16 protein-coding genes are annotated in these 18,878 nt (G+C 49.4%); 8 read left to right on the top strand and 8 right to left on the bottom strand.

The window, feature by feature from the left end; translation table 11 throughout:
- Window positions 1-48 precede the first annotated feature (48 nt).
- On the bottom strand, window positions 49-1,173 hold the full coding sequence (locus AC4BAP_RS17210; protein ID WP_490583913.1) for a BamA/TamA family outer membrane protein: 1,125 nt from the start codon (window positions 1,171-1,173) through the stop codon (window positions 49-51).
- A 306-nt stretch (window positions 1,174-1,479) separates the two neighbouring features.
- On the opposite strand from AC4BAP_RS17210, the gene AC4BAP_RS17215 reads away from it, so the two are divergent.
- Entirely contained in the window at window positions 1,480-4,503 is a 3,024-nt protein-coding gene (locus AC4BAP_RS17215) for an amidohydrolase family protein (protein WP_490583914.1), read from the top strand.
- A gap of 92 nt (window positions 4,504-4,595) precedes the next feature.
- Window positions 4,596-5,936 carry an amidohydrolase family protein gene (locus AC4BAP_RS17220; protein ID WP_490583915.1) on the top strand — a complete coding sequence of 447 codons (1,341 nt, stop codon included), beginning with the start codon at window positions 4,596-4,598 and terminating at the stop codon, window positions 5,934-5,936.
- 975 nt (window positions 5,937-6,911) lie between these two features.
- On the opposite strand, the gene AC4BAP_RS17225 is transcribed toward AC4BAP_RS17220, so the two are convergent.
- Window positions 6,912-8,711, bottom strand: a complete 1,800-nt coding sequence (locus AC4BAP_RS17225; RefSeq protein WP_490583916.1) for a M61 family metallopeptidase — start codon at window positions 8,709-8,711, stop codon at window positions 6,912-6,914.
- 180 nt (window positions 8,712-8,891) lie between these two features.
- On the opposite strand from AC4BAP_RS17225, the gene AC4BAP_RS17230 reads away from it, so the two are divergent.
- The 3 genes from AC4BAP_RS17230 to AC4BAP_RS17240 all read left to right on the top strand — a co-directional run bounded on the left by AC4BAP_RS17230 (window position 8,892) and on the right by AC4BAP_RS17240 (window position 11,100).
- Window positions 8,892-9,584 (top strand): VOC family protein, encoded by a 693-nt coding sequence (locus AC4BAP_RS17230; protein ID WP_490583917.1) that lies wholly within the window; start codon window positions 8,892-8,894, stop codon window positions 9,582-9,584.
- 88 nt (window positions 9,585-9,672) lie between these two features.
- Window positions 9,673-10,506: a hypothetical protein gene (locus AC4BAP_RS17235; RefSeq protein WP_490583918.1), complete on the top strand. Its 834-nt coding sequence runs from the start codon at window positions 9,673-9,675 to the stop codon at window positions 10,504-10,506.
- Window positions 10,507-10,641: 135 nt separating this feature from the next.
- A complete protein-coding gene (locus AC4BAP_RS17240; RefSeq protein WP_490583919.1) occupies window positions 10,642-11,100 on the top strand; it encodes an META domain-containing protein in 459 nt (152 codons plus the stop codon).
- Between the two features lie 148 nt (window positions 11,101-11,248).
- On the opposite strand, the gene AC4BAP_RS17245 is transcribed toward AC4BAP_RS17240, so the two are convergent.
- The 3 genes from AC4BAP_RS17245 to AC4BAP_RS17255 all read right to left on the bottom strand — a co-directional run bounded on the left by AC4BAP_RS17245 (window position 11,249) and on the right by AC4BAP_RS17255 (window position 13,590).
- Complete coding sequence (locus tag AC4BAP_RS17245) at window positions 11,249-11,680, bottom strand: helix-turn-helix domain-containing protein (RefSeq protein WP_490583920.1); 432 nt, start codon at window positions 11,678-11,680, stop codon at window positions 11,249-11,251.
- Window positions 11,681-11,952: 272 nt separating this feature from the next.
- Window positions 11,953-12,705 (bottom strand): M28 family peptidase, encoded by a 753-nt coding sequence (locus tag AC4BAP_RS17250; protein WP_490583921.1) that lies wholly within the window; start codon window positions 12,703-12,705, stop codon window positions 11,953-11,955.
- A 9-nt stretch (window positions 12,706-12,714) separates the two neighbouring features.
- A complete protein-coding gene (locus AC4BAP_RS17255; protein WP_490583922.1) occupies window positions 12,715-13,590 on the bottom strand; it encodes a PA domain-containing protein in 876 nt (291 codons plus the stop codon).
- A 135-nt stretch (window positions 13,591-13,725) separates the two neighbouring features.
- Here AC4BAP_RS17255 and AC4BAP_RS17260 point away from each other — a divergent pair, with 135 nt between their 5' ends.
- Together AC4BAP_RS17260 and gnd are read left to right on the top strand one after the other, a co-directional pair.
- The gene (locus AC4BAP_RS17260; RefSeq protein ID WP_490583923.1) at window positions 13,726-15,273 is read left to right on the top strand and encodes a gluconokinase; all 1,548 of its coding nucleotides are present in this window, start codon (window positions 13,726-13,728) and stop codon (window positions 15,271-15,273) included.
- Between the two features lie 43 nt (window positions 15,274-15,316).
- Window positions 15,317-16,219, top strand: coding sequence for a phosphogluconate dehydrogenase (NAD(+)-dependent, decarboxylating) (gene gnd / locus AC4BAP_RS17265; RefSeq protein ID WP_490583924.1), 903 nt, complete (start codon window positions 15,317-15,319; stop codon window positions 16,217-16,219).
- Window positions 16,220-16,249: 30 nt separating this feature from the next.
- Here the strand turns inward: gnd and AC4BAP_RS17270 are convergent, their stop codons facing one another.
- From AC4BAP_RS17270 to AC4BAP_RS17280, 3 genes are all read right to left on the bottom strand, one after another.
- Window positions 16,250-16,525: a GNAT family N-acetyltransferase gene (locus tag AC4BAP_RS17270; protein WP_490583925.1), complete on the bottom strand. Its 276-nt coding sequence runs from the start codon at window positions 16,523-16,525 to the stop codon at window positions 16,250-16,252.
- Window positions 16,526-17,374: 849 nt separating this feature from the next.
- Complete coding sequence (locus AC4BAP_RS17275; RefSeq protein WP_490583926.1) at window positions 17,375-17,611, bottom strand: DUF3820 family protein; 237 nt, start codon at window positions 17,609-17,611, stop codon at window positions 17,375-17,377.
- A gap of 21 nt (window positions 17,612-17,632) precedes the next feature.
- Window positions 17,633-18,085 carry a GNAT family N-acetyltransferase gene (locus AC4BAP_RS17280; protein ID WP_490583927.1) on the bottom strand — a complete coding sequence of 151 codons (453 nt, stop codon included), beginning with the start codon at window positions 18,083-18,085 and terminating at the stop codon, window positions 17,633-17,635.
- A gap of 131 nt (window positions 18,086-18,216) precedes the next feature.
- Between AC4BAP_RS17280 and rlmH the strand changes: the two genes are divergently transcribed.
- Window positions 18,217-18,690: a 23S rRNA (pseudouridine(1915)-N(3))-methyltransferase RlmH gene (gene rlmH, locus AC4BAP_RS17285; protein WP_490583928.1), complete on the top strand. Its 474-nt coding sequence runs from the start codon at window positions 18,217-18,219 to the stop codon at window positions 18,688-18,690.
- Window positions 18,691-18,878 lie beyond the last annotated feature (188 nt).

The following is an 18,878-nucleotide window of genomic DNA, read 5'->3' on the forward strand; positions in this document are numbered from 1 at the left end:
TTTAGGGGTGCAAACTTAAGCTTTTATACTTTTACCCCAAAGGTTTCGCTAGAATGCCTCGCCTATCACGATGTAAAAGTTAGTGCCTTCGCGGCCGTAGCCAATGTCTGCCCGTATGTTCAGTTTCTGTTCCTGGTTCAGGGCATAGCGTATGCCGCCGCCAACCGAGTACTTAAGGGTGCTGAAACTCACATCGGAAGTCTTGTCGAACACATCGCCGAGGCCGGCAAAAGTGGTCATGCCAAACCGTTTGTAAACCGGGAACCTGTACTCTACCTGTGTGCCCGCAAAGTTCTGGTCAATAAAGCGATTGCGGGCATAGCCTCTTAGTATTCTGTCGCCGCCGGCTGTGGCCATTCTGAATAAAGGGGTAGTGCCGTCGTTAATGTTGATGAACGTGTTGCTGCCCAGCACATGGTTTGGTTTTAATGCATAGTACTTGCTGAAGTTGATGCTGTAGTTTCTGTAATCGAAGTCGCCGCCAAGTATACTGCCGAAACTATAAGCCGCAGCCTCCAGGAAAACGCCGCTGCTGGCAAAGGCTACGTTGTCGCGGGAGTCATACAAAAACACGGCACCCACACCACCATTGTATCCGCCTTTGTAGCCTGGTACCTGTTCTGTTTGAAGTATACTTGTGCCAGATTCCTCTCCATCGTGTAACTCTAAATTATAGTAGTTGGTAAGCTGAACGTCGAGGCCCGCAAAAGTGTGTTTACCTGTCTTTTTTAAGGCGCCCAGTCTGGCATTTACCAATTCGTACTCATACTTCTCGTCGTTAGCTACAAGCGACTCGTTGCCGATGCCATAAAAACGATCCACGTACTTACGGTGCCGCAACTCGCCACGCAAAAAATACTTCTCTTCTCTGGTAAAAACGTTCCACTCCAGTTGCTGGTCTGTCTGTTTGTTTAAAGTATAATCCACCAGAATACGGGCCGTAGAGAGGCGGGTATAGGTAGAATCGTGCTTGCTCTTGAGTTGCATGTAGCCAATTACGGCAGCCCCGAATCCCAGGCGTGTGTCGGGTGTGTAGTAAAGCACCGGAATAGGGATAAATCCTTTTTTAATGTCGCTTTTTACCGGGGCATCTGCAGCGCCACTGTCCTGGGCCTTTGCAGGTGCGAGTGCCACTGCCAGCAGCAGCATTACGAACGCGATATTTTTTTTCATGAACGGAGAAAAATAAAGTGAGGCGCTTTTCGCAGCTATCCTGGTTTTCTGCAAGGTAAGTGGCTGAAGCTTATGAAATATACGAAGTTTTTTATACTTAATCTATGTGTGTGATTAAGCCTTTTTGAAAAACTATAGTCTATAGACAGGAACTAAATTAAGTGTATAAACACTATTTATACTTGGATAATACCGGTATTATTTGTGAGTCAATAAATTATGCTTTCAGTATATAGCTAATACAAGTATAAATTCTAAATTTGAGTAACTACAACTAATCACACTAAACCACCTTAAAAAAATCGGATGAAAAAAATCTTAACCATTGCAGCCTGCCTTGCATTAGGAGCCGGCAACGTGATGGCGCAGGAGACCTTTCCGCGCAACGGGGTGTATGATGAGCGCTCCGGCCTGGTTGCTCTCACCAACGCCACCATCCACACAGATTACAAGACCACCATCAGCAACGCCACCCTGCTTATCCGGAACGGAAAAGTAGAGGCGGTGGGAACAGGTATAAAAGTGCCTGCCGGCGCGGTAACCATCGATGCCAAAGGCAAGCACATTTACCCTGGCCTGGTGGATATGTTCTCCAGCTACGGCATGCCGGAAGTAAAAAGCGAGCGTGGCGGATGGGGAGCAGCACCCCAGATGGAAACAAAAAAACAAGGCGCTTATAGCTGGAACCAGGCTGTGCGCCCCGAGACCAACGCTGTTGAGCTGTTCAAAATAGACAGGAAACAGGCCGAGGAAATGCGTAAGCTGGGCTTTGGCTCTGTGCTGGCCGTGCACCGCGATGGCATAGCCCGTGGTACCGCCACCCTGGTTACCCTTGCCGACGACAAGCGTGAGAACGAAGTGGTGTTGGTGGACAAGGCCGCCGGTGCGTTGTCGTTTGACAAAGGATCCTCTACGCAGGATTACCCGAACTCACTGATGGGCAGCATCGCCCTGTTGCGCCAGACCTACCTGGATGCCCAGTGGAACGCCCAGAACCCTACTAAAGAGCAGAACATTTCGCTTTCGGCTTTCACGGCTGCCAATAAATATCCGCAGATATTTGAGGTAAACAGCAAACTGGATGTACTGCGCGCCGATAAGGTAGGCGATGAGTTTGGCAAGCAATACATTATTAAAGGCAGCGGCGATGAGTACCAGATGATCAAAGAGGTAAAGGCGACGAATGCCCCGATCATACTTTCGCTGAATTTCCCGGATGCCTATAACGTAGAGGACCCGTTTGATGCGCGCCGTGTGCCGCTTGAGTCCATGAAGCACTGGGAAATGGCACCTGCCAACGCCGCATTACTAAATAAGGCTGGCGTTACCATCGCTTTTACGGCAGCTGACCTGAAGGATAAAAAAGACTTCCTGCCTAACCTGCGTAAAGCCATTCAGTATGGCCTGAGCGAGGAGGAGGCGCTGAAAGCCCTTACCGCTACACCTGCAAAATTGCTTAACGCTGAGAGCAAGGTTGGTAGCCTGAACAAAGGCATGCTGGCAAACTTCATCGTGACAAGCGGCAACCTGTTCTCAGCTGATAACATCATCCTGGAGAACTGGGTGCAGGGCAGCCAGTACAAAATCTCTGAAATGCCTGCTGACTACAGAGGTGTTTATACTTTGAAAATGGACCAGCAGCCGGAGCGCAAACTGATGATCTCTGGAACAGCTGACAAGCCGGAGCTAAAAGTGATTGCCAAAGACACGGTGTCTGGTAAGGTTACTTTCAGTGGCAACCTGGTAACGCTTTCTTTTGCCAAGGACAAGAGAAGCAAGGAGAGTATCCGTTTGAGCGGCTGGGTACAAGACAAAAACCTGCAGGGCGAAGGCCAGTTGCCAGATGCCTCTACGGTAAAATGGACTGCCACTTTCTCGGAGGCCATGAGCCAGAAAGCAAAAAGCGACAGCACCAGAGTAGCCAAGGCCCCACAACTGGGCAACATGATCTACCCGTTCCGTGCCTATGGCCAGACCGAGTTGCCAAAGCAAGAGACTATACTTATCAAGAACGCCACTGTCTGGACGAACGAGAAAGAAGGAAAGCTTGAGAATGCCGATGTACTGATCAAGAATGGCAAGATCGCCAAGGTAGGCAAAAACCTGACTGAGAATGGAGCCAAGATCGTGGACGGAACTGGCAAGCACGTAACGCCGGGTATCATTGATGAGCACTCACACATTGCATTGCACGGTGTAAACGAAGCCACACAGTCTGTTACGGCTGAGGTGCGCATGGCCGATGTGGTTAATTCCGATGACATCAATATTTACCGTCAGTTGGCCGGTGGTGTTACTACATCGCAGTTGCTGCACGGCTCTGCCAACCCGATCGGTGGTCAGTCTGCTATTATCAAATTGCGTTGGGGTAAGAGCCCGCAGGAACTGATGGTGGAGAATGCGGATGGTTTCATCAAATTTGCCTTGGGCGAGAACGTGAAGCAGTCTAACCGCACCAACGCCACTACCCGTTTCCCGCAATCCAGAATGGGTGTGGAGCAGGTGTTTGTAGATGCCTTCCAGAGAGCCAAAGAGTATGAGCAGGCCTGGAAAACTTACAACAGCCTTTCTAAGAAAGACAAAGCCAAAACCCCGGCACCTCGCCGCGACCTGGAACTGGATGCCCTTGTGGAGATCCTGAACGACAAGCGCTTTATAACCTGTCACTCTTATGTGCAGTCGGAGATAAACATGCTGATGAAAGTGGCCGACGAGATGGGCTTTAAAGTGAACACCTTTACGCACATACTGGAAGGCTACAAAGTGGCCGACAAAATGAAAGAGCGTGGCATTGGTGGCTCTACTTTCTCTGACTGGTGGGCTTACAAAATGGAGGTGAAAGACGCCATACCGCAAAACGCTGGTCTTATGAACCAACTGGGTGTGGTTACCGCCATCAACTCTGACGATGCTGAAATGGCACGTCGCCTGAACCAGGAAGCTGCCAAGAGTGTGAAGTATGCCGGTGTAAGTGAAGAAGACGCCCTGAAAATGGTAACGCTTAACCCTGCCAAACTCCTGCACTTAGACGATAGAATGGGAAGTATAAAAGCCGGTAAAGACGCCGACGTGGTGCTTTGGAACGACAATCCGCTATCTATCTACGCAAAACCCCTAAAGACTTACGTGGACGGTATTGCTTACTACGACCTAGAGCGCGACGAGCAGATGCGCGTGGAACTGGAGAAAGAGCGTATGCGCCTAATCCAGGCCATGCTGAACGCCAAAACAGGCGGTGCCAGAACACAGGCTCCTGTTAACAGAAGAGTAAGCGTAGTGCACTGCGAAGACGTGGAGCACGAAGAAGAGGAGTCGTATTTTGCTTACTAATTTTTGAAGGTTAAATGGTTAAATTGTTAAATGGTTGTTTATCGTTTTTCTGAACAACAATTAAGCAATTAAACAATCCAACAATTAATAACATGAAAATTCATAAAAGATATATTTCTGCTTTTGTGGCGCTGATGCTGAGCGTGCCTGTGTTTGCACAGGTGCCGGCTGCTGCTCCAAAGCAAAGCAAGCCAGTGTTGCTGAAAGGTGCTACGCTGCACGTAGGCAATGGCCAGGTGGTAGAGAATGCCGCTGTCGGTTTCGATAAAGGAAAGATCACGTACGCTGGTCCGCAGAGCGGTGCCAACCTGAGTGGCTACGAGGTAGTGGATGTTACAGGGCAGCACATTTACCCTGGCCTCATCCAGCCTAACTCGCACTTGGGCCTTAACGAGATCGAAAGCGTTCGTGCCACCATCGACTGGCGCGAAGTAGGTGAAATGAACCCTCATATTCGTTCTGTTATCGCTTACAACACCGATTCTGATATCATCCCTACCATCCGCACAAACGGTGTGCTGATGTCGCAGGTAACCCCGGTGGGTGGTACTGTGTCCGGTTCATCGTCGGTGGTGCAGCTGGATGCATGGAACTGGGAAGATGCCATTGTAAAAGCCGATGAAGGAATACACCTGAACTGGCCAAGCATGCTGATCGCTATTGGTAATAATGCACAGGACCCACGCCTTGCCCGCATGAAAGAGCAGCGTGAAATTGCCCTGAAAGAACTGACTGCTTTATTCAGGGATGCGGCTGTTTACAAAGCTGGCAAGCACGACAACGAGAACCTGAAGCTGGCTGCAACTGCTGGTTTGTTTGATGGTTCTAAGAAGCTCTACATCCATGCAAACTATGGCAAGGAGATCATCGAGTCGGTGAATTTTGCCAAAGCGCATGGCGTAAAGCAGATCGTGATCGTAGGTGGACAGGATGCGGTGGCTGTGGCTGAGTTCCTAAAGGCGAACAACGTGGCTGTGATCTACTCTGGTGTGCATGCGTTGCCTTCGCGTGCCGAGGAGGACGTGGATATGCCTTACAAAACGCCATACCTGCTGCACAAGGCCGGTGTTACCTTTGCCCTGGACTATGACCTGAGCATCCACGGTATCCGTAACCTGCCGTTTATTGCGGGTACTGCCGCTGCATACGGCCTGGATAAAGAGCAGGCGCTTGCTGCTGTTTCGCTAAACACGGCAAAGATTTTGGGAATTGACAAGCAGGCTGGTTCTGTGGAGGTTGGCAAAGATGCTACAATTGTAGTATCGTCTGGTGACCTGCTGGATATGCGCACCAACAACGTAACGCATGCCTTCATCCAGGGCCGCAAGATAGACCTGAACAACAAGCAGAAGTACCTGTACGAGAAGTTCGATAACAAGTATAAGGAGGAGAAAAAAGCTCCTGCTACTGTAACGACTTCAGCGGGTAATTAAGCTTGATCTTATACTTTTAGAGAAGGGAGCTGCCGGTTTGGTAGCTCCCTTTTTGTTTAGGTAAAGTAGAAGCTTTTCAATCTAGATTTCGTTTATACTTTGTGGTCTTTATACTTGCTGCTATTTACTTTAGCCACTATTCTTCCTGAGTCATACAAACCAATAGTTTCACTTCAACTTTGGTACCCTCAAGGCCGGGCGGCCTCGCTTTCGGGCATCGCGCTGTCTATTGAAGCTGCTCCTCGCTCCGCTGCGGGCTGCCTCGCTTCGCTCAGCACCGCAACAATAGAAGGCGCTCAACCCAAAAGCTGGGATGGACACTTCTTGGCTAACGACTTCTGCAACTGGAAAGAAAGTATAAATTGGTAATGGCGGAAAATTCCCCGCCTTGGACAATCGAGAACGAGAGTTCGAAGATTGCGAGCGTAGCTCTGAGGGGATAAAGGGGTGGTTTGACCCAGTAATACCAGACACTCGCAGGAGCTTCGCACGCTGCGAGGTCTTTTAACTCTGAAAATTATGGAGGTAGGGGCGCGACCTGCCAGAAGAACGACCTCAACAATGAAACTTCCATCTCAATTCAGCAATGGCCTAGATTCCCCTCTTGCAGACTAGCCAAAACGTGAGTTTTGAGCTAGCGAGCGTAGCTCTCAGGGGTGTGTTAATCGTTCACTGAAAATCCCCCTCCTGTTGTTAGGAGGGGCTAGGGGAGGTAAATTCCCCTCTTGCAGACTAGCCAAAACGAGCGTTTTGAGCTAGCGAGCGTAGCTCTCAGGGGTGTGTCAATCGTTCCCAGAAAACGTACAAGCGAGTCTGGAGACTCGCACCCACTTGGCGGCACCAGTTGGATACTGGCGCCAGGTAGGAGCTGAAGGTGTCCTGTGCATCCTCTGATACTGGAAATATAACCAAAGAAAAACCCCAGCCTATTATAGCCGGGGTTTATATAACATTAAACTCAGTCAATTTAACCTTTTACAGGTTGCGCATCCAGCTGTTACGCAACGCTACTTGCTGCGGAGAGGCTTGCTCATTTACAGAGAACTGGTGTTTCAGAACCTTTTCCTTTTCGATTATACTTAAACTTACTTCCTGCTCCTGACCGTCACGGTTAACTGTAAACTTATAAGCGTCTCCCGGTTTCAGGGCCTGCAGACCACCTATCACCTGGTTTGCGTTTTGTAAGTTTAACTGAACACCGTTCACAGCCACTACTTCATCGAACTCTTTTAAGCCGCTGGCTTTTAAGCTATCGTGAATATTGGCCACGCGTATTTTGCCATCTGGTGCACCAAAGTTATACCCCAGTGCCTTTACCATTTGCCCGGTTTTTATAGCCGGTGTATAGTTGATGCCCAGTTTTCCATAGTAGTCCGCGAGTGGCAGAGGCTCTGCATTTTTGATGTATCGGTTAAAAAAGTCACCGATCTCAGGGTAGGTCCTGGCTGTAAAAAGGTCGAAGAACTCATTCTCGGGAAAAGCTTTTTTCTGGCCGTATTCTTTCGAAAGCTCATTGATCACTTCACGCAAGCCTCGCTTCCCTCCAGACAGTTCCAGCAGGCGAATATCCAGCAGGGCAGCAGCCACGGCGCCACGGTTGTAAATATTGCCATACTGCTTGTGTCCCTCAGAAGTATAAGAGGTGAGTGCCAGCTTCAGGATGCTGTAGTTCTTGTCCATGTTGTCATCGTAGTACAGCTTTTGGGTCAGGTCCTGCAGGTAGGCTGGCAGGTCCATGAGGCCGCCGCGCAGTTGCATCATGTCAGAGGCCCACTCGGTAGTGCCCTCATATAACCAAAGGTGCTGCGATGGCGTGGGCTCCACAAAGTTGAACTGCTCAATTATCTCGCTGTGAATATTAAGCGGGGTGATGATGTGGAAGAACTCATGCGAAGCGATATCCGAAATGTGCTTTGCAAACTCAGGGGTGAGGTCTTTCTCCTTCATGATGTACTCCGAGCTGTAAGAGTGTTCCCACGCGCCCCACTCCTGGTCCTCGAAGTGATACAGGAAAGTATAACGATCAACCGGAAAATCCACAACAAACTTGTGGGCAGCCCCCAGCATGGAGGTCATGTTTTCAAGCAGGTCTTCGGATTTGATTTTACCTGTTTTGGAGTAAGTATAAATATCGATGACAGTGCCGTTATATGCAGTTTCGGCTTTTGTGAGCGTGCCCAAAAGTATCGGCGAATCCACCACATGGTCGTAGCTGGTGGCGGTGTAAAAGCCTTTGTTGTCGGTTTTAAGGGCAGTACCTACCAGCCAGTTCTGAGGGTAATCCAACTTTATGCGCATAGGGGCAGCCTGCAAGCCTTTGAAGTAGCCAAACACGGCCTGTCCGTTTATAAGCGCATGGTCCTGCTCCAGCGAGGTGCCGCACATCCAGTATACTTTGTTTTCCTTTACAGGCGTGTCCCAGGTTTCGGCAACCTGGTAAGCTATTCTGTGTACTTTCTCGGGTTTGCTTAACTTCCACTGGTTTGTGCTGATCTGTTTGACCTCCAGCTCACGACCTTTCTTATCATAGGCTTTAAAGCTTTTTACAAAACGGCCAATGTCCATGGTCTGGTAGGTTCCGGGTGCAGTGGCTGCAAACTGGAAGATATTGTTCTCGGCGCTCAGTCCTTTTACGTCCAGCGTTACTTTAAACTGGTCGTCGGCCCTGTCGTTCAGGTTCACAGTATAGGTAAGGGCAGGGGTTTTGGCGGCTTGTGCAGCCGGTGCAAGCGCCAGCAACGATACAAGCCCACAGGCCATCAGTAGCTTTTTCATGAGTTATCTAGATTTGAACACGGCATCAAAGTATAAAATACAGGTTATACTTTATAATGAATTAGATGAACCCACAAAAGTACTCGACCAACCCTTAGCACCTCTCAGGTAAAAGGCTTTGCCCAGGATTTATTATCTTTAAGTAAATTGATTCATTCACACATATTTACCGCGTAAACTATGAAGATAACAGCCCTTACCCTTGACACCAGGCAACCTGAAAAGTTAAAGGAATTCTACACCCGCATACTTGGCTTCGAAATCATAACAGAGCAAACGGAGTCCTTTATAGTTGCAGCCGGATCAACTACCCTTACCTTTAACCACGATCCGAAACGTACCGGTGGAGTATACCATTATGCCTTCCGGATTCCTTACCATGCTTTTGAAAGTATAAAAAGCTGGCTAGAGGCACGCGTGGCCATACTTCCGGATCCGGATTCGGGCTTGCCGGTTGTACTACACGAGGCCTGGGAGGCTAAGGCCCTGTACTTTTCTGACCCGGACGGAAACATACTGGAGTTTATTGCCCACCAAAGTATACAGGAGTCGGAGCAGCCTGAACATGAGAACGGCGTTTTGAGCGTTTGCGAAATTGGTTTGCCAGTTCCGCAGGTGCCAGTGTTTGCCCAGGAACTAAAGCAGGCATTTGGGCTTGAACAATGGAAAAACGCCAATCCGAAATTTGAGGCCGTAGGGGATGCGTATGGGATGTTTATACTTGCCGAAGAGAACCGTAATTGGTTCCCGACCTCTCTGCCTGCCGTTTTGCTGCCCACCAGTGTAGTTGTGGACACCCCAGTTGGCGGTAGTATAAACAGGCATGGGTATGAAATTATGCATGTAACCAGGCAGGAGGTTATTGCCGAATAAGAGAAACGAAATTTAATGCGACTCCAACGTTGCCGGCTCAGGTTCGTTTATAGGTACAGTTAGATTGATAATTTAAAGAACCTTACCTATGGAAAGAAACGATAGATATTACGGCAACAGAGGCCACGAAAATTACGGAGATAACCGTGATCAGCAGTTCGGCAATTACCGTGACCGCTACAGCAACCGTGGCAATTATTATGGCATGGAAGATGCCCGGCAAGCCTACCGCGATGTAAAAAGCTCTGGAGGCTATATTTCACAAGGACCTGGCCCAATGCAATCGGGCAGACACGAAGACTATAGAACCAGCGACAGAGACCACTACCGGTACGGCGATCAGAACCCATACATGCGTAATGAGCGCAACCGCGAGTATGATAGGGGAAGTGAGTTTGGTTGGCGCAGCGAACGTGATACAGGGCATAGCCGAGGCGACAGCTTTGGAGCACGTGACCGCTATGGCCGCCAGGACAACAGCTACCGCTACAGTGGCGAAGGACGACGTTATAGCGAATTTGCCCGTGACGAGAAACGAACCGATGACCGTAACAGAAGCTATAACGCAGGCACCGCAGACCATTACATAGACCGTGGCCCACAGCCAGAGCGCCGTGAGGACAATGACTATGGCCGAGACAAGGAAATGAGCGGCGAAAGCCCTTACTACGAAGGCACCTACGATATCAGCGATTTTAAGTACAGTGGTGTAATCAGAACTCCGCTGAACCGCAGCGACGAAAGTAGGTATTATTCAGGCAGATACGGCTCTGATCGTGGCTACAAAGGCGAGCATCACAGGCAGGCCGGCTCCAGCGACGGAGAGCACGTTAGCAGCCGAAGACCTCACCCGCGCTCAGGCCCGGACTATAGTGCAAACTCACCAATAAGCTCTTATGGTTACACCGATTTCGGTGCGTAACAATACCCGATTTTTAAAAAGCCTGCAGTGCAAACTGCAGGCTTTTTATTTTGCTAATGCTTTGCGGCTATACTTTAAGCCTTCCGGTTGCGTATGCAATAAACACAGTTCAGAACCTGTAAATGTAGAGATGTCATGAAGAACGCTATACTACCCATACTTATACTTGCCACGGCTTTTTGTATGCAGTTTTGCACCATGCAGCCCGCCACCGAAGTAGCCGACCAGGAAGCTATAGTTGATGCCTACTGGATGCTTTTATCGCTGGAGGGTGAGAATGTGCCGGCGCCAAAAGACAACAGGATGGCTTACATCAGACTGCAGGAAAACGAAGACGACATTTTTGGGTTTGCAGGCTGCAACAAATTTAAAGGAAAGTATATACTGACCGAGACCACGCTGCAACTCTCAGACCTCTCTACTACCCGCATGACCTGCCCAAGTATAGATACAGAGCATAAACTGATGGAGGCACTCAGAAAGACAACTGCTTATAAAAAGTCGGGGAGGGTGCTGACGCTTTATGCCGGTAATAAGGCAGTAGCTACATTCAGGTCAGGAAACCCGGATGAAATCGGGCTTGATTTACGGTAATTGCCCTAAGCTGTGAGGTATTTTTTTTCAGTTGGTAGCTTCCAGCAACTACGCGGCAATGCCGGTAGTTTATACTTTACTGAAAAGCAAAATCCCTCTTAAGGCAATTAAGAGGGATCTTATACTTGCAGCGTTTTGCTTTAAAATTTTAGTTCGCGGATGTTTTCAGCAGAAGCTCGTTAAACTTTTCGAGCAGGGCGATGTACTTGCGCTGCAGGGCAACCAGTTCCGCTTCACACTCTTTCATGTTATTTGGTTTTGGCATGCCGGCCGGCTCTCCGTCGAAGGGCAGGAGCAGGTTGGTGCTGACAGGCATTTGCGGCAATGCAGGCTCTTTTTTTACACTTTTACTCAAATGCGGGAATTCCTGTGAAAAGTCGTGGTGGATCACCTCGCCAAGCTTAAGTATAAAACTGAACGGGATGCTGCTTTCCTTAAATTTATTGTAGAGCGTTTTTCTGCTTATACCAAGTTTTTCAGCAACTACACCAATTGCCACGCCACTTGCTTTAATGGCATCTCTGATGATCTCACCTCTGTGAGCGTTCGTTTTTGCTGCTGTGCGCTGTATCGTTTCCATGGCATTTTATCCTTAGTGTCTTTACAAAAATATGTAATAAACAGGCAGGAAATGTGCATGTGGACAAATTTTACACAGTTGGGCAAGGGTGTGTTGAGTAATATTTGGGATGTGTTTGAAAGTCAGTTGTATACGCTAAAAGGGGCTTTGAATTATTAACACCTTGTGTACGTTTTCCACAGCCAAATTTTAGCCTGTGGAGAAACCTGCAGGCACAGAAAAGCCCCGGCCACTGAATGAGTAACCGGGGCTTCAAAGTATAATCACAGTTCTTACTTACCGAAACGGGTTCCGAAGAAATCACCCTCATTCCAGGTTGGCCGCTGCTCGCTTTGGGCCACCAGGTAGCCGATCAGGAAATTGAGCTGCACGTACTTTTTACCGGCCTCAAAGTCAAACACACCGTCCAGTCCGTCCTGTGGCTTGTGGTAGTATTTGGCGCGCCATACTTTCACGGTTTCGTCCAGGTTGTTCTTGCCGTCAGCCGTTTTGTTGCCATACTTTATGTGCAGTGCAGGTATGCCTTGCGTTACAAAGCTGTACTGGTCGCTGCGCACAAAGCGGTTCTGTTCCGGTTCCGGGTCATTCTCTATGTCCAGGTTCAGGTAGCTGGCAGCCTTGCTTACCTGCTGCATCAGGCTGGAGTGCGGCGCACCCAAAGGCACCACCGATAGCAGCGGCGCAATAATGGTTGGCATATCGGTGTTTATGTCGGCTACGATGCTGTTGGATGGCTCTGTAGGGTACTTGGCAAAGTATGCCGAACCCAGCAGGCCCATTTCCTCTGCGGTAACCATTACGAGCAACACGGAGCGCTTCGGTGCTTTCTTCAAACGTGCGTACACATTGGCAATCTCCAGTAAACTGGCTACCCCGGAGGCATTGTCGTGGGCACCGTTGTAGATAGAGTCTCCGTCTACGGGAGTGCCTACGCCCACGTGGTCCAGGTGTGCGCTGTGCACTACGTACTCATTCTTCAGTTTAGGGTCAGCCCCTTCAATCTTGCCCACCACGTTATGGCTCACAATATCGTTTTAGTTTGATGTATAGGCTGCTTTGGCAGAAAAGCCCAGCTGAGTAGATGCCGGTTTGCCGCTTTTAAGGTTGGCAGCTGTTTCGGCTACGTTCAGGCTTGCACTGGAAAGCAGCTTTTCGGTGATCTCGTGGTTAACGGCAGCCAGCAGGTCTATGTCTTCGTGGTATGTTCTGGAGAAGGCAACATCGCCATTGGCGTGCATCACATTGTTTACACCCCCACGCAGGTTAGGTAACAGAGCCTTTGGGTTAGTGCTTCCTATAATCACACCCACAGCACCGTGGTCGGCAGCGTTCTTAAGTATAGTTTGCAGGTCCATGCTGTACGATGACACCGTGTTCGGGAAGCTTTCCGGGGCTCCGCGCAGCACCACTACAATCTTGCCTTTTGCATCCAGGTCAGCATAGTCGTCATAGCCTAAGTCCGGGGCGGTAATACCATAGCCGGCAAACACAAGTGGCGCCTGCACAGCGGCACTGGCATCCTTCGGGTTCGGGTAAACCGTAAAGTCCTTGCCTGCAGTTAAGGGTGTAACCGCGTTGCGCATATCCGACAGCTGCATGTTCGCGTCGGCAGTGCGGGCAGTGCGCAGCCTTACCGTTTGCAGGTAAGTGCCATTCTCGCCGGCAGGCTTCACACCCATTTTCTTATAATTCTCGATTACGTAGTCAACGGCTTCCTGGTAGCCCGGCGTGCCCGGCTTGCGGCCCATCAGCTTATCATCGGCAAGGTACCAGATGTGTTTTTTGATGTCTTCCGGCTCAACTTTCTTAAGGGCCCTGGCAACAGGCTTACTGATCTTTAAATCCTGGGCAGGTGCCTGCTGCGTTGCGGCCAGCAAGCAAAGCCCAAGTATGATGCGGTGTAATTTCATGGGATTAGTTAAAGTTCTGATACCAAATATAAGCATAGATACTGAATCCTGTGGCGTAGTGCTGCGAAGTTGTAAACGGCATTGCCATAACTATACATGGTACGTGTCTCGTAGGTAATGCTTATCGGGCACACTATGAAACAACAGGCAATCATTGGCATAGACATCGGAACCACCAGCACCAAGGCGGTTGCTTTTGACATGCAGGCCAGGCCTCTGTGCCGCTTTGCAGTAAAGTACCCCATCATCAACACAAAACCCGCTTTTGCCGAGCAGGACCCAGCCCTGGTTTTTGATGCCGTGCTCACTAGCCTGAAGACAGTAGTGCAACTGCTAAAAGAAGGTGATTTTGAGTTGCTGGGAGTCAGTTTCAGTAGCGCGATGCATAGCCTTATTGCCATGAACGCCGAAGGCTTGCCCCTCACGAACTGTATTATCTGGGCTGATGCCAGAAGTATAAAACAAGCAGCCAACCTGAAGGAAAGTATAATAGGCCGAAGCATTTACCTGCACACCGGCACGCCTTTGCACCCCATGTCGCCGTTGCCCAAAATCTGCTGGTTACGTGAGGAAGATCCAGACCTTTTTAAGAAAACAAGCAAGTTTATAGGTATCAAGGAGTACGTGTTTTTCAGACTTTTCGGGGAGTATAAAATTGATTATTCCCTTGCTTCGGCCACAGGGCTGTTCAACATCTTTGACCTTGACTGGCACCCCGATGCGCTGGAGATAGCCGGTGTTACGCCCTCTCATTTATCAGAGCCTGTGCCTGCCGATTATACTTTCCGAAATATGAGAGAGGAGTATGCCGCAAAAATTGGGGTTGCACCGGAGCTTCCTTTTGTGATCGGGGCAAGTGACGGCTGTCTGGCAAATCTCGGGTCTGATGCAGTTTGCGAAGGCGATGCCGTGGTTACTATCGGCACCAGCGGGGCAATCCGGGTAACTGCGAACCAACCCGCCACCGACCTGAAAGAGCGTATCTTCAGCTATGTGCTCACCCCTGAAAAGTATGTGCTGGGCGGCGCAGTAAATAACGGTGGAATTGTGCTGCAGTGGTTCCGGGACAATTTTTACGAAGCAGAGTCAGGGGTGGCAGCCAAAACGGATGAGGATATTTTCGAGTTACTAAACACAGAAGCCGCATCAGTCAGACCCGGTTCCGAAGGCCTTATTTTTCTGCCGTACCTGCTCGGCGAACGCTCTCCGCACTGGAATGCAGCCGCCAGAGCCTGTTTTTTCGGGGTCCATTACACGCACCGGCGGGCACATTTCCTGAGGGCTCTGATGGAAGGGATCATTTTCGGTATCTACAGTGTAGGCGAGGCGCTGGAGCAAACCATGGGTCCGGTAAAGGTGATCTACGCAAATGGTGGCTTCACGCATTCGAGTTTGTGGGTGCAGATGCTGGCTGATGTGTTTAACGTAGAGGTACGTTTAACGAATACCGCTGAAGGCTCTGCGCTTGGCGCAGCCATACTGGGCATGTGCGTATTGGGTAAGCTTGAGAAACTGGAAGACGCCAGCAAGCTGCTGACAGTGCAGCAAACCATCACCCCTGACCCGGAAACACATGAACTATACATGCAAAGCTATGACCTTTTTAAAGCGCTTTACCCGAAACTGGAAGATAGCTTTATCCGGCTGGCACAACTTAGAAGTATAGATAAACCTAAAGTATAAAAGCAGCAGTGCTGCCTATGTTAGAGCATAAAGAAAACAAACCATGCAAATAGGACTGATCGGACTCGGAAAAATGGGCTACAACCTGGCACTTAACTTAAAAGACCATGGGCACGAAGTAGTGGCCTATGACATTGCCCGGGAAACAATAGATGCTATTGCGGCTGAGGGTATAACCCCTGCCTACACCATACCAGAAGTAGCCCAAAAGTTAACCGCACGGAAAGCTGTTTGGGTTATGGTACCCGCCGGAGATCCGGTTGATGCCGTGATCGAACAGTTAGTGCCGCACCTTAAGCAAGGAGATGTGATCATTGACGGGGGTAACTCTAACTTTAAAGACTCTATAAAACGGGCAAGTATGTTAAAGGATCAGGGCATCTTTCTGGTGGATTGCGGTACCAGCGGAGGGCTGGAAGGTGCCCGGCACGGCGCCTGTACCATGGTAGGAGGGGAGCCGGAAGCCATTACTTTTTGTGAACAGATCTTCAGGGATGTGTCGGTGGAGAAGGGCTACCTGCATGTGGGCAAACCGGGCAGCGGCCACTTTGTGAAAATGGTGCATAATGGTGTGGAGTATGGTATGATGCAGGCCATTGCCGAAGGCTTTGAGGTGCTGCACAAAAGCGACTTTGACATGGATTACAAAGAAGTGGCCCGCGTCTGGAACCACGGTTCTGTGGTGCGAAGCTGGTTGATGGAACTGGTGGAAAATGCCTTTAGCAAAGACCCTGAACTGTCAGGCATAAAAGGCATCATGCACTCCTCAGGCGAGGGCAAATGGACCGTAGAAACCGCGCTGGACATGCAGGTGGCCACTCCTGTTATTGCCCTGTCGCTGCTGATGCGCTACCGCTCCTACGAAACAGATACATTCTCAGGCAAGGTAGTAGCCGCCCTGCGCAACGAGTTCGGCGGACACAAAGTGGAGAAAGCAGGGGAGTAGAAGTATAAGTTGCTTCCCGATTAAGTATGGCTACACGGTAATGTCCTTGTGTTCGGGATGGGCCTTCAGGTATTTTACCACTGCCGGGCAGGTGGCTTTTACTTTGTAGTTATGCTCCCGGGCATAAGCCAAGCCCTTCTCGATCATCTTTACAGCAAACCCACTGCCCCTGTCTGACTTGGGAACATAGGTATGGGTAAAGCAGATCACGCCCTCTGAAGGTAAAGTATAAGCCAGTTCTGCATCATCCTCGCCTAGCTTAATGGTAAACTGTTGGTATTCTTTCTCGTGCTTTATATCTGCCATGGTTATCCTTGATTGGGTTTACAAAGTATAGCTTACGGCAGAAGTTGGAGTTGGATTGGGAGGGAGGTTTAGGTTATTGGCTGAGGTTGTTTCTACGCAAGTATAAACACACACCTGCACACCAATTACCTCCCCTAGCCCCTCCTAAAAACAGGAGGGGGATTTTCAGTGAACGATTAACACACCCCTACCCCTCTCAAGAGGGGAATCTGCGCTATTGCTGAATTGAGATGTAAGTTCATTGTTGAGGTCGTCCTGGGACAGGTCACGACCTGTCCCTACTAAGGTATGAAGACTGCCCTGCGCCACTCCTTTTGTCGGGGGGGCCTGCCTCCCATAATTTTCAGAGTTAAAAGACCTCGCAGCGTGCGAAGCTCTTGCGAGTGTCTGGTATTACCGGGTCAAACCACCCCTAACCCCTCCTTGTCCAAGGTGGGGAATTTTCTGGATTTACTTATCTTAGCTATAAGTTTCATTGCTGACAGCACTCTTCGGACAGGTCGCGGCCTGTCCCTACAATTCAGAATTTATACTTTGCTTCCAATTGCAAAGGTCGCCATCTAAGAAGTGTCAATCCCAGTTTCTCTGTTGAGCCGCCTTGTGAGATCCGGTGCCCGGAGGGCAGCGCGCAAGCGCAGGAGGGAACACAGCGGCGATGCAGAGAAACGAGGCCGCCCGGCCTTGAGGGCACCAAAGCCAGAAGTAAAACTATAGGTAAGTAGGGCTGAGGATGAACAGCAGCTGGATAGAATAGCTCAAGTATAAGATTTCATTACTTCCTTAAAATCAGGAGAAAAGAAGCGAGCACATTCAACTAATAACTAACAACCAATAACCAATAACCAACAACTACCTACCCTGCACTTGCTTTTTCAAAGGCTCCAGCAGATACTCCAGCCCATTGATCTTTATCTCGTAGATAGTGGCTAGTTGCATACCCAGCTTGCCTTCCGGAAAGCCCTCGCGGTAAAACCACTCCAGGTATGACACCGGCAGGTTGCAAAGCGTGGTGCCTTTATACTTCCCGAAGGGCATTTTCATGCGCACCAGCGAAAGCAGTATATCCGAGTTAGGTTGTTCGTTCATCACCAAAGTATAAATTGCCCGTTAAGGTTTGATCATGTGAATATGGTCGATGCCATCTTCGTCGTATACATCGCCTGTCAGCTCAAAGCCGAAAGCCTCATAAAAGCCTTTGGCATACAGCTGGGCACCAATCTGGATAGGGCCGTTGCCGAAAAGGCGATAGCACTCCGCAATGGCAATATCTACAAGTTTTTTGCCCAGGCCAGTGCCACGGGTAGCAGGGCTGGTCACAATCCTGCCAATCGACATTTGCGGGTAAGATAAACCCGGGGGAACCAGTCTGGCGCAGGCTTCTAAGTTTCCGTGTTGGTACAGCAGCAGGTGGTAGCACTCCTGGTCTTTGTTATCCAGGTCCAGGAACACACAGTTTTGCTCTACAACAAAAACCTCGCTGCGAAGGCGGAGCATCTCATACATTTGCTGGGGCGTTAACTCATCAAACGCTTTGCAAATCACTTCTAAGGACATAAACATACTTTAAAGCCTAAAGATAGTAAGCGGCAGGCAATTAACCTGCGCTGCACACCAAATCGCCAGCGTTGCCTGTGCTCTCTTAATTGCATTTTAGCCCCGATTGCCCGATATTGGCGAAAAGCTTAGAGCAGATGAAGATCAAATTAATAGCCATCGGCAAAACAGATGAGGCATTTCTGGAGGAGGGGATCGAGAAGTACCTGAAGCGACTGAAGCATTATCATCCGGTTGAGTTTATTGTTATTCCGGATATAAAGCAGGGCGGAAAGTATACAGCCGATAACCTGAAAGAAGCTGAGGGTAAGCTGATACTACAAAAAGTGCAGGAAGGCGATTACCTGATCCTGTTGGATGACAAAGGCAAAATGTTCACTTCATCGGAGTTTGCCGCGTTCCTGCAAAAGAAGCTGAACTCGGTTACCACCAACCTGATCTTCGTAATTGGCGGTGCCTTTGGTTTTTCGCCGGCTGTTTACCAAAGGGCAAACGAAAAACTTTCGCTTTCCAAGATGACATTCTCGCACCAGATGGTAAGGCTGTTTTTTACCGAGCAGCTGTATCGTGGCTTTTCCATTCTGAGAGGGGAAAAGTATCATCACGAGTAAAAGCAAATACACATGATTACGACCTGAGGACCAACTCAATTCTTATTTGCCTGATAGCTGCAAGTATAAACATGAATCATCCCGAACTTTTTAACCTAGAGTAATAGCTAAGTTCGTCGAAGAGGTTGGCCAGTGCCAATCGGATGCGGTAAAGCGGCGTGGGAGTGTTCCTGCACCGCTTTCCTGTT

This window comes from Pontibacter sp. GD7, assembly GCF_058216375.1.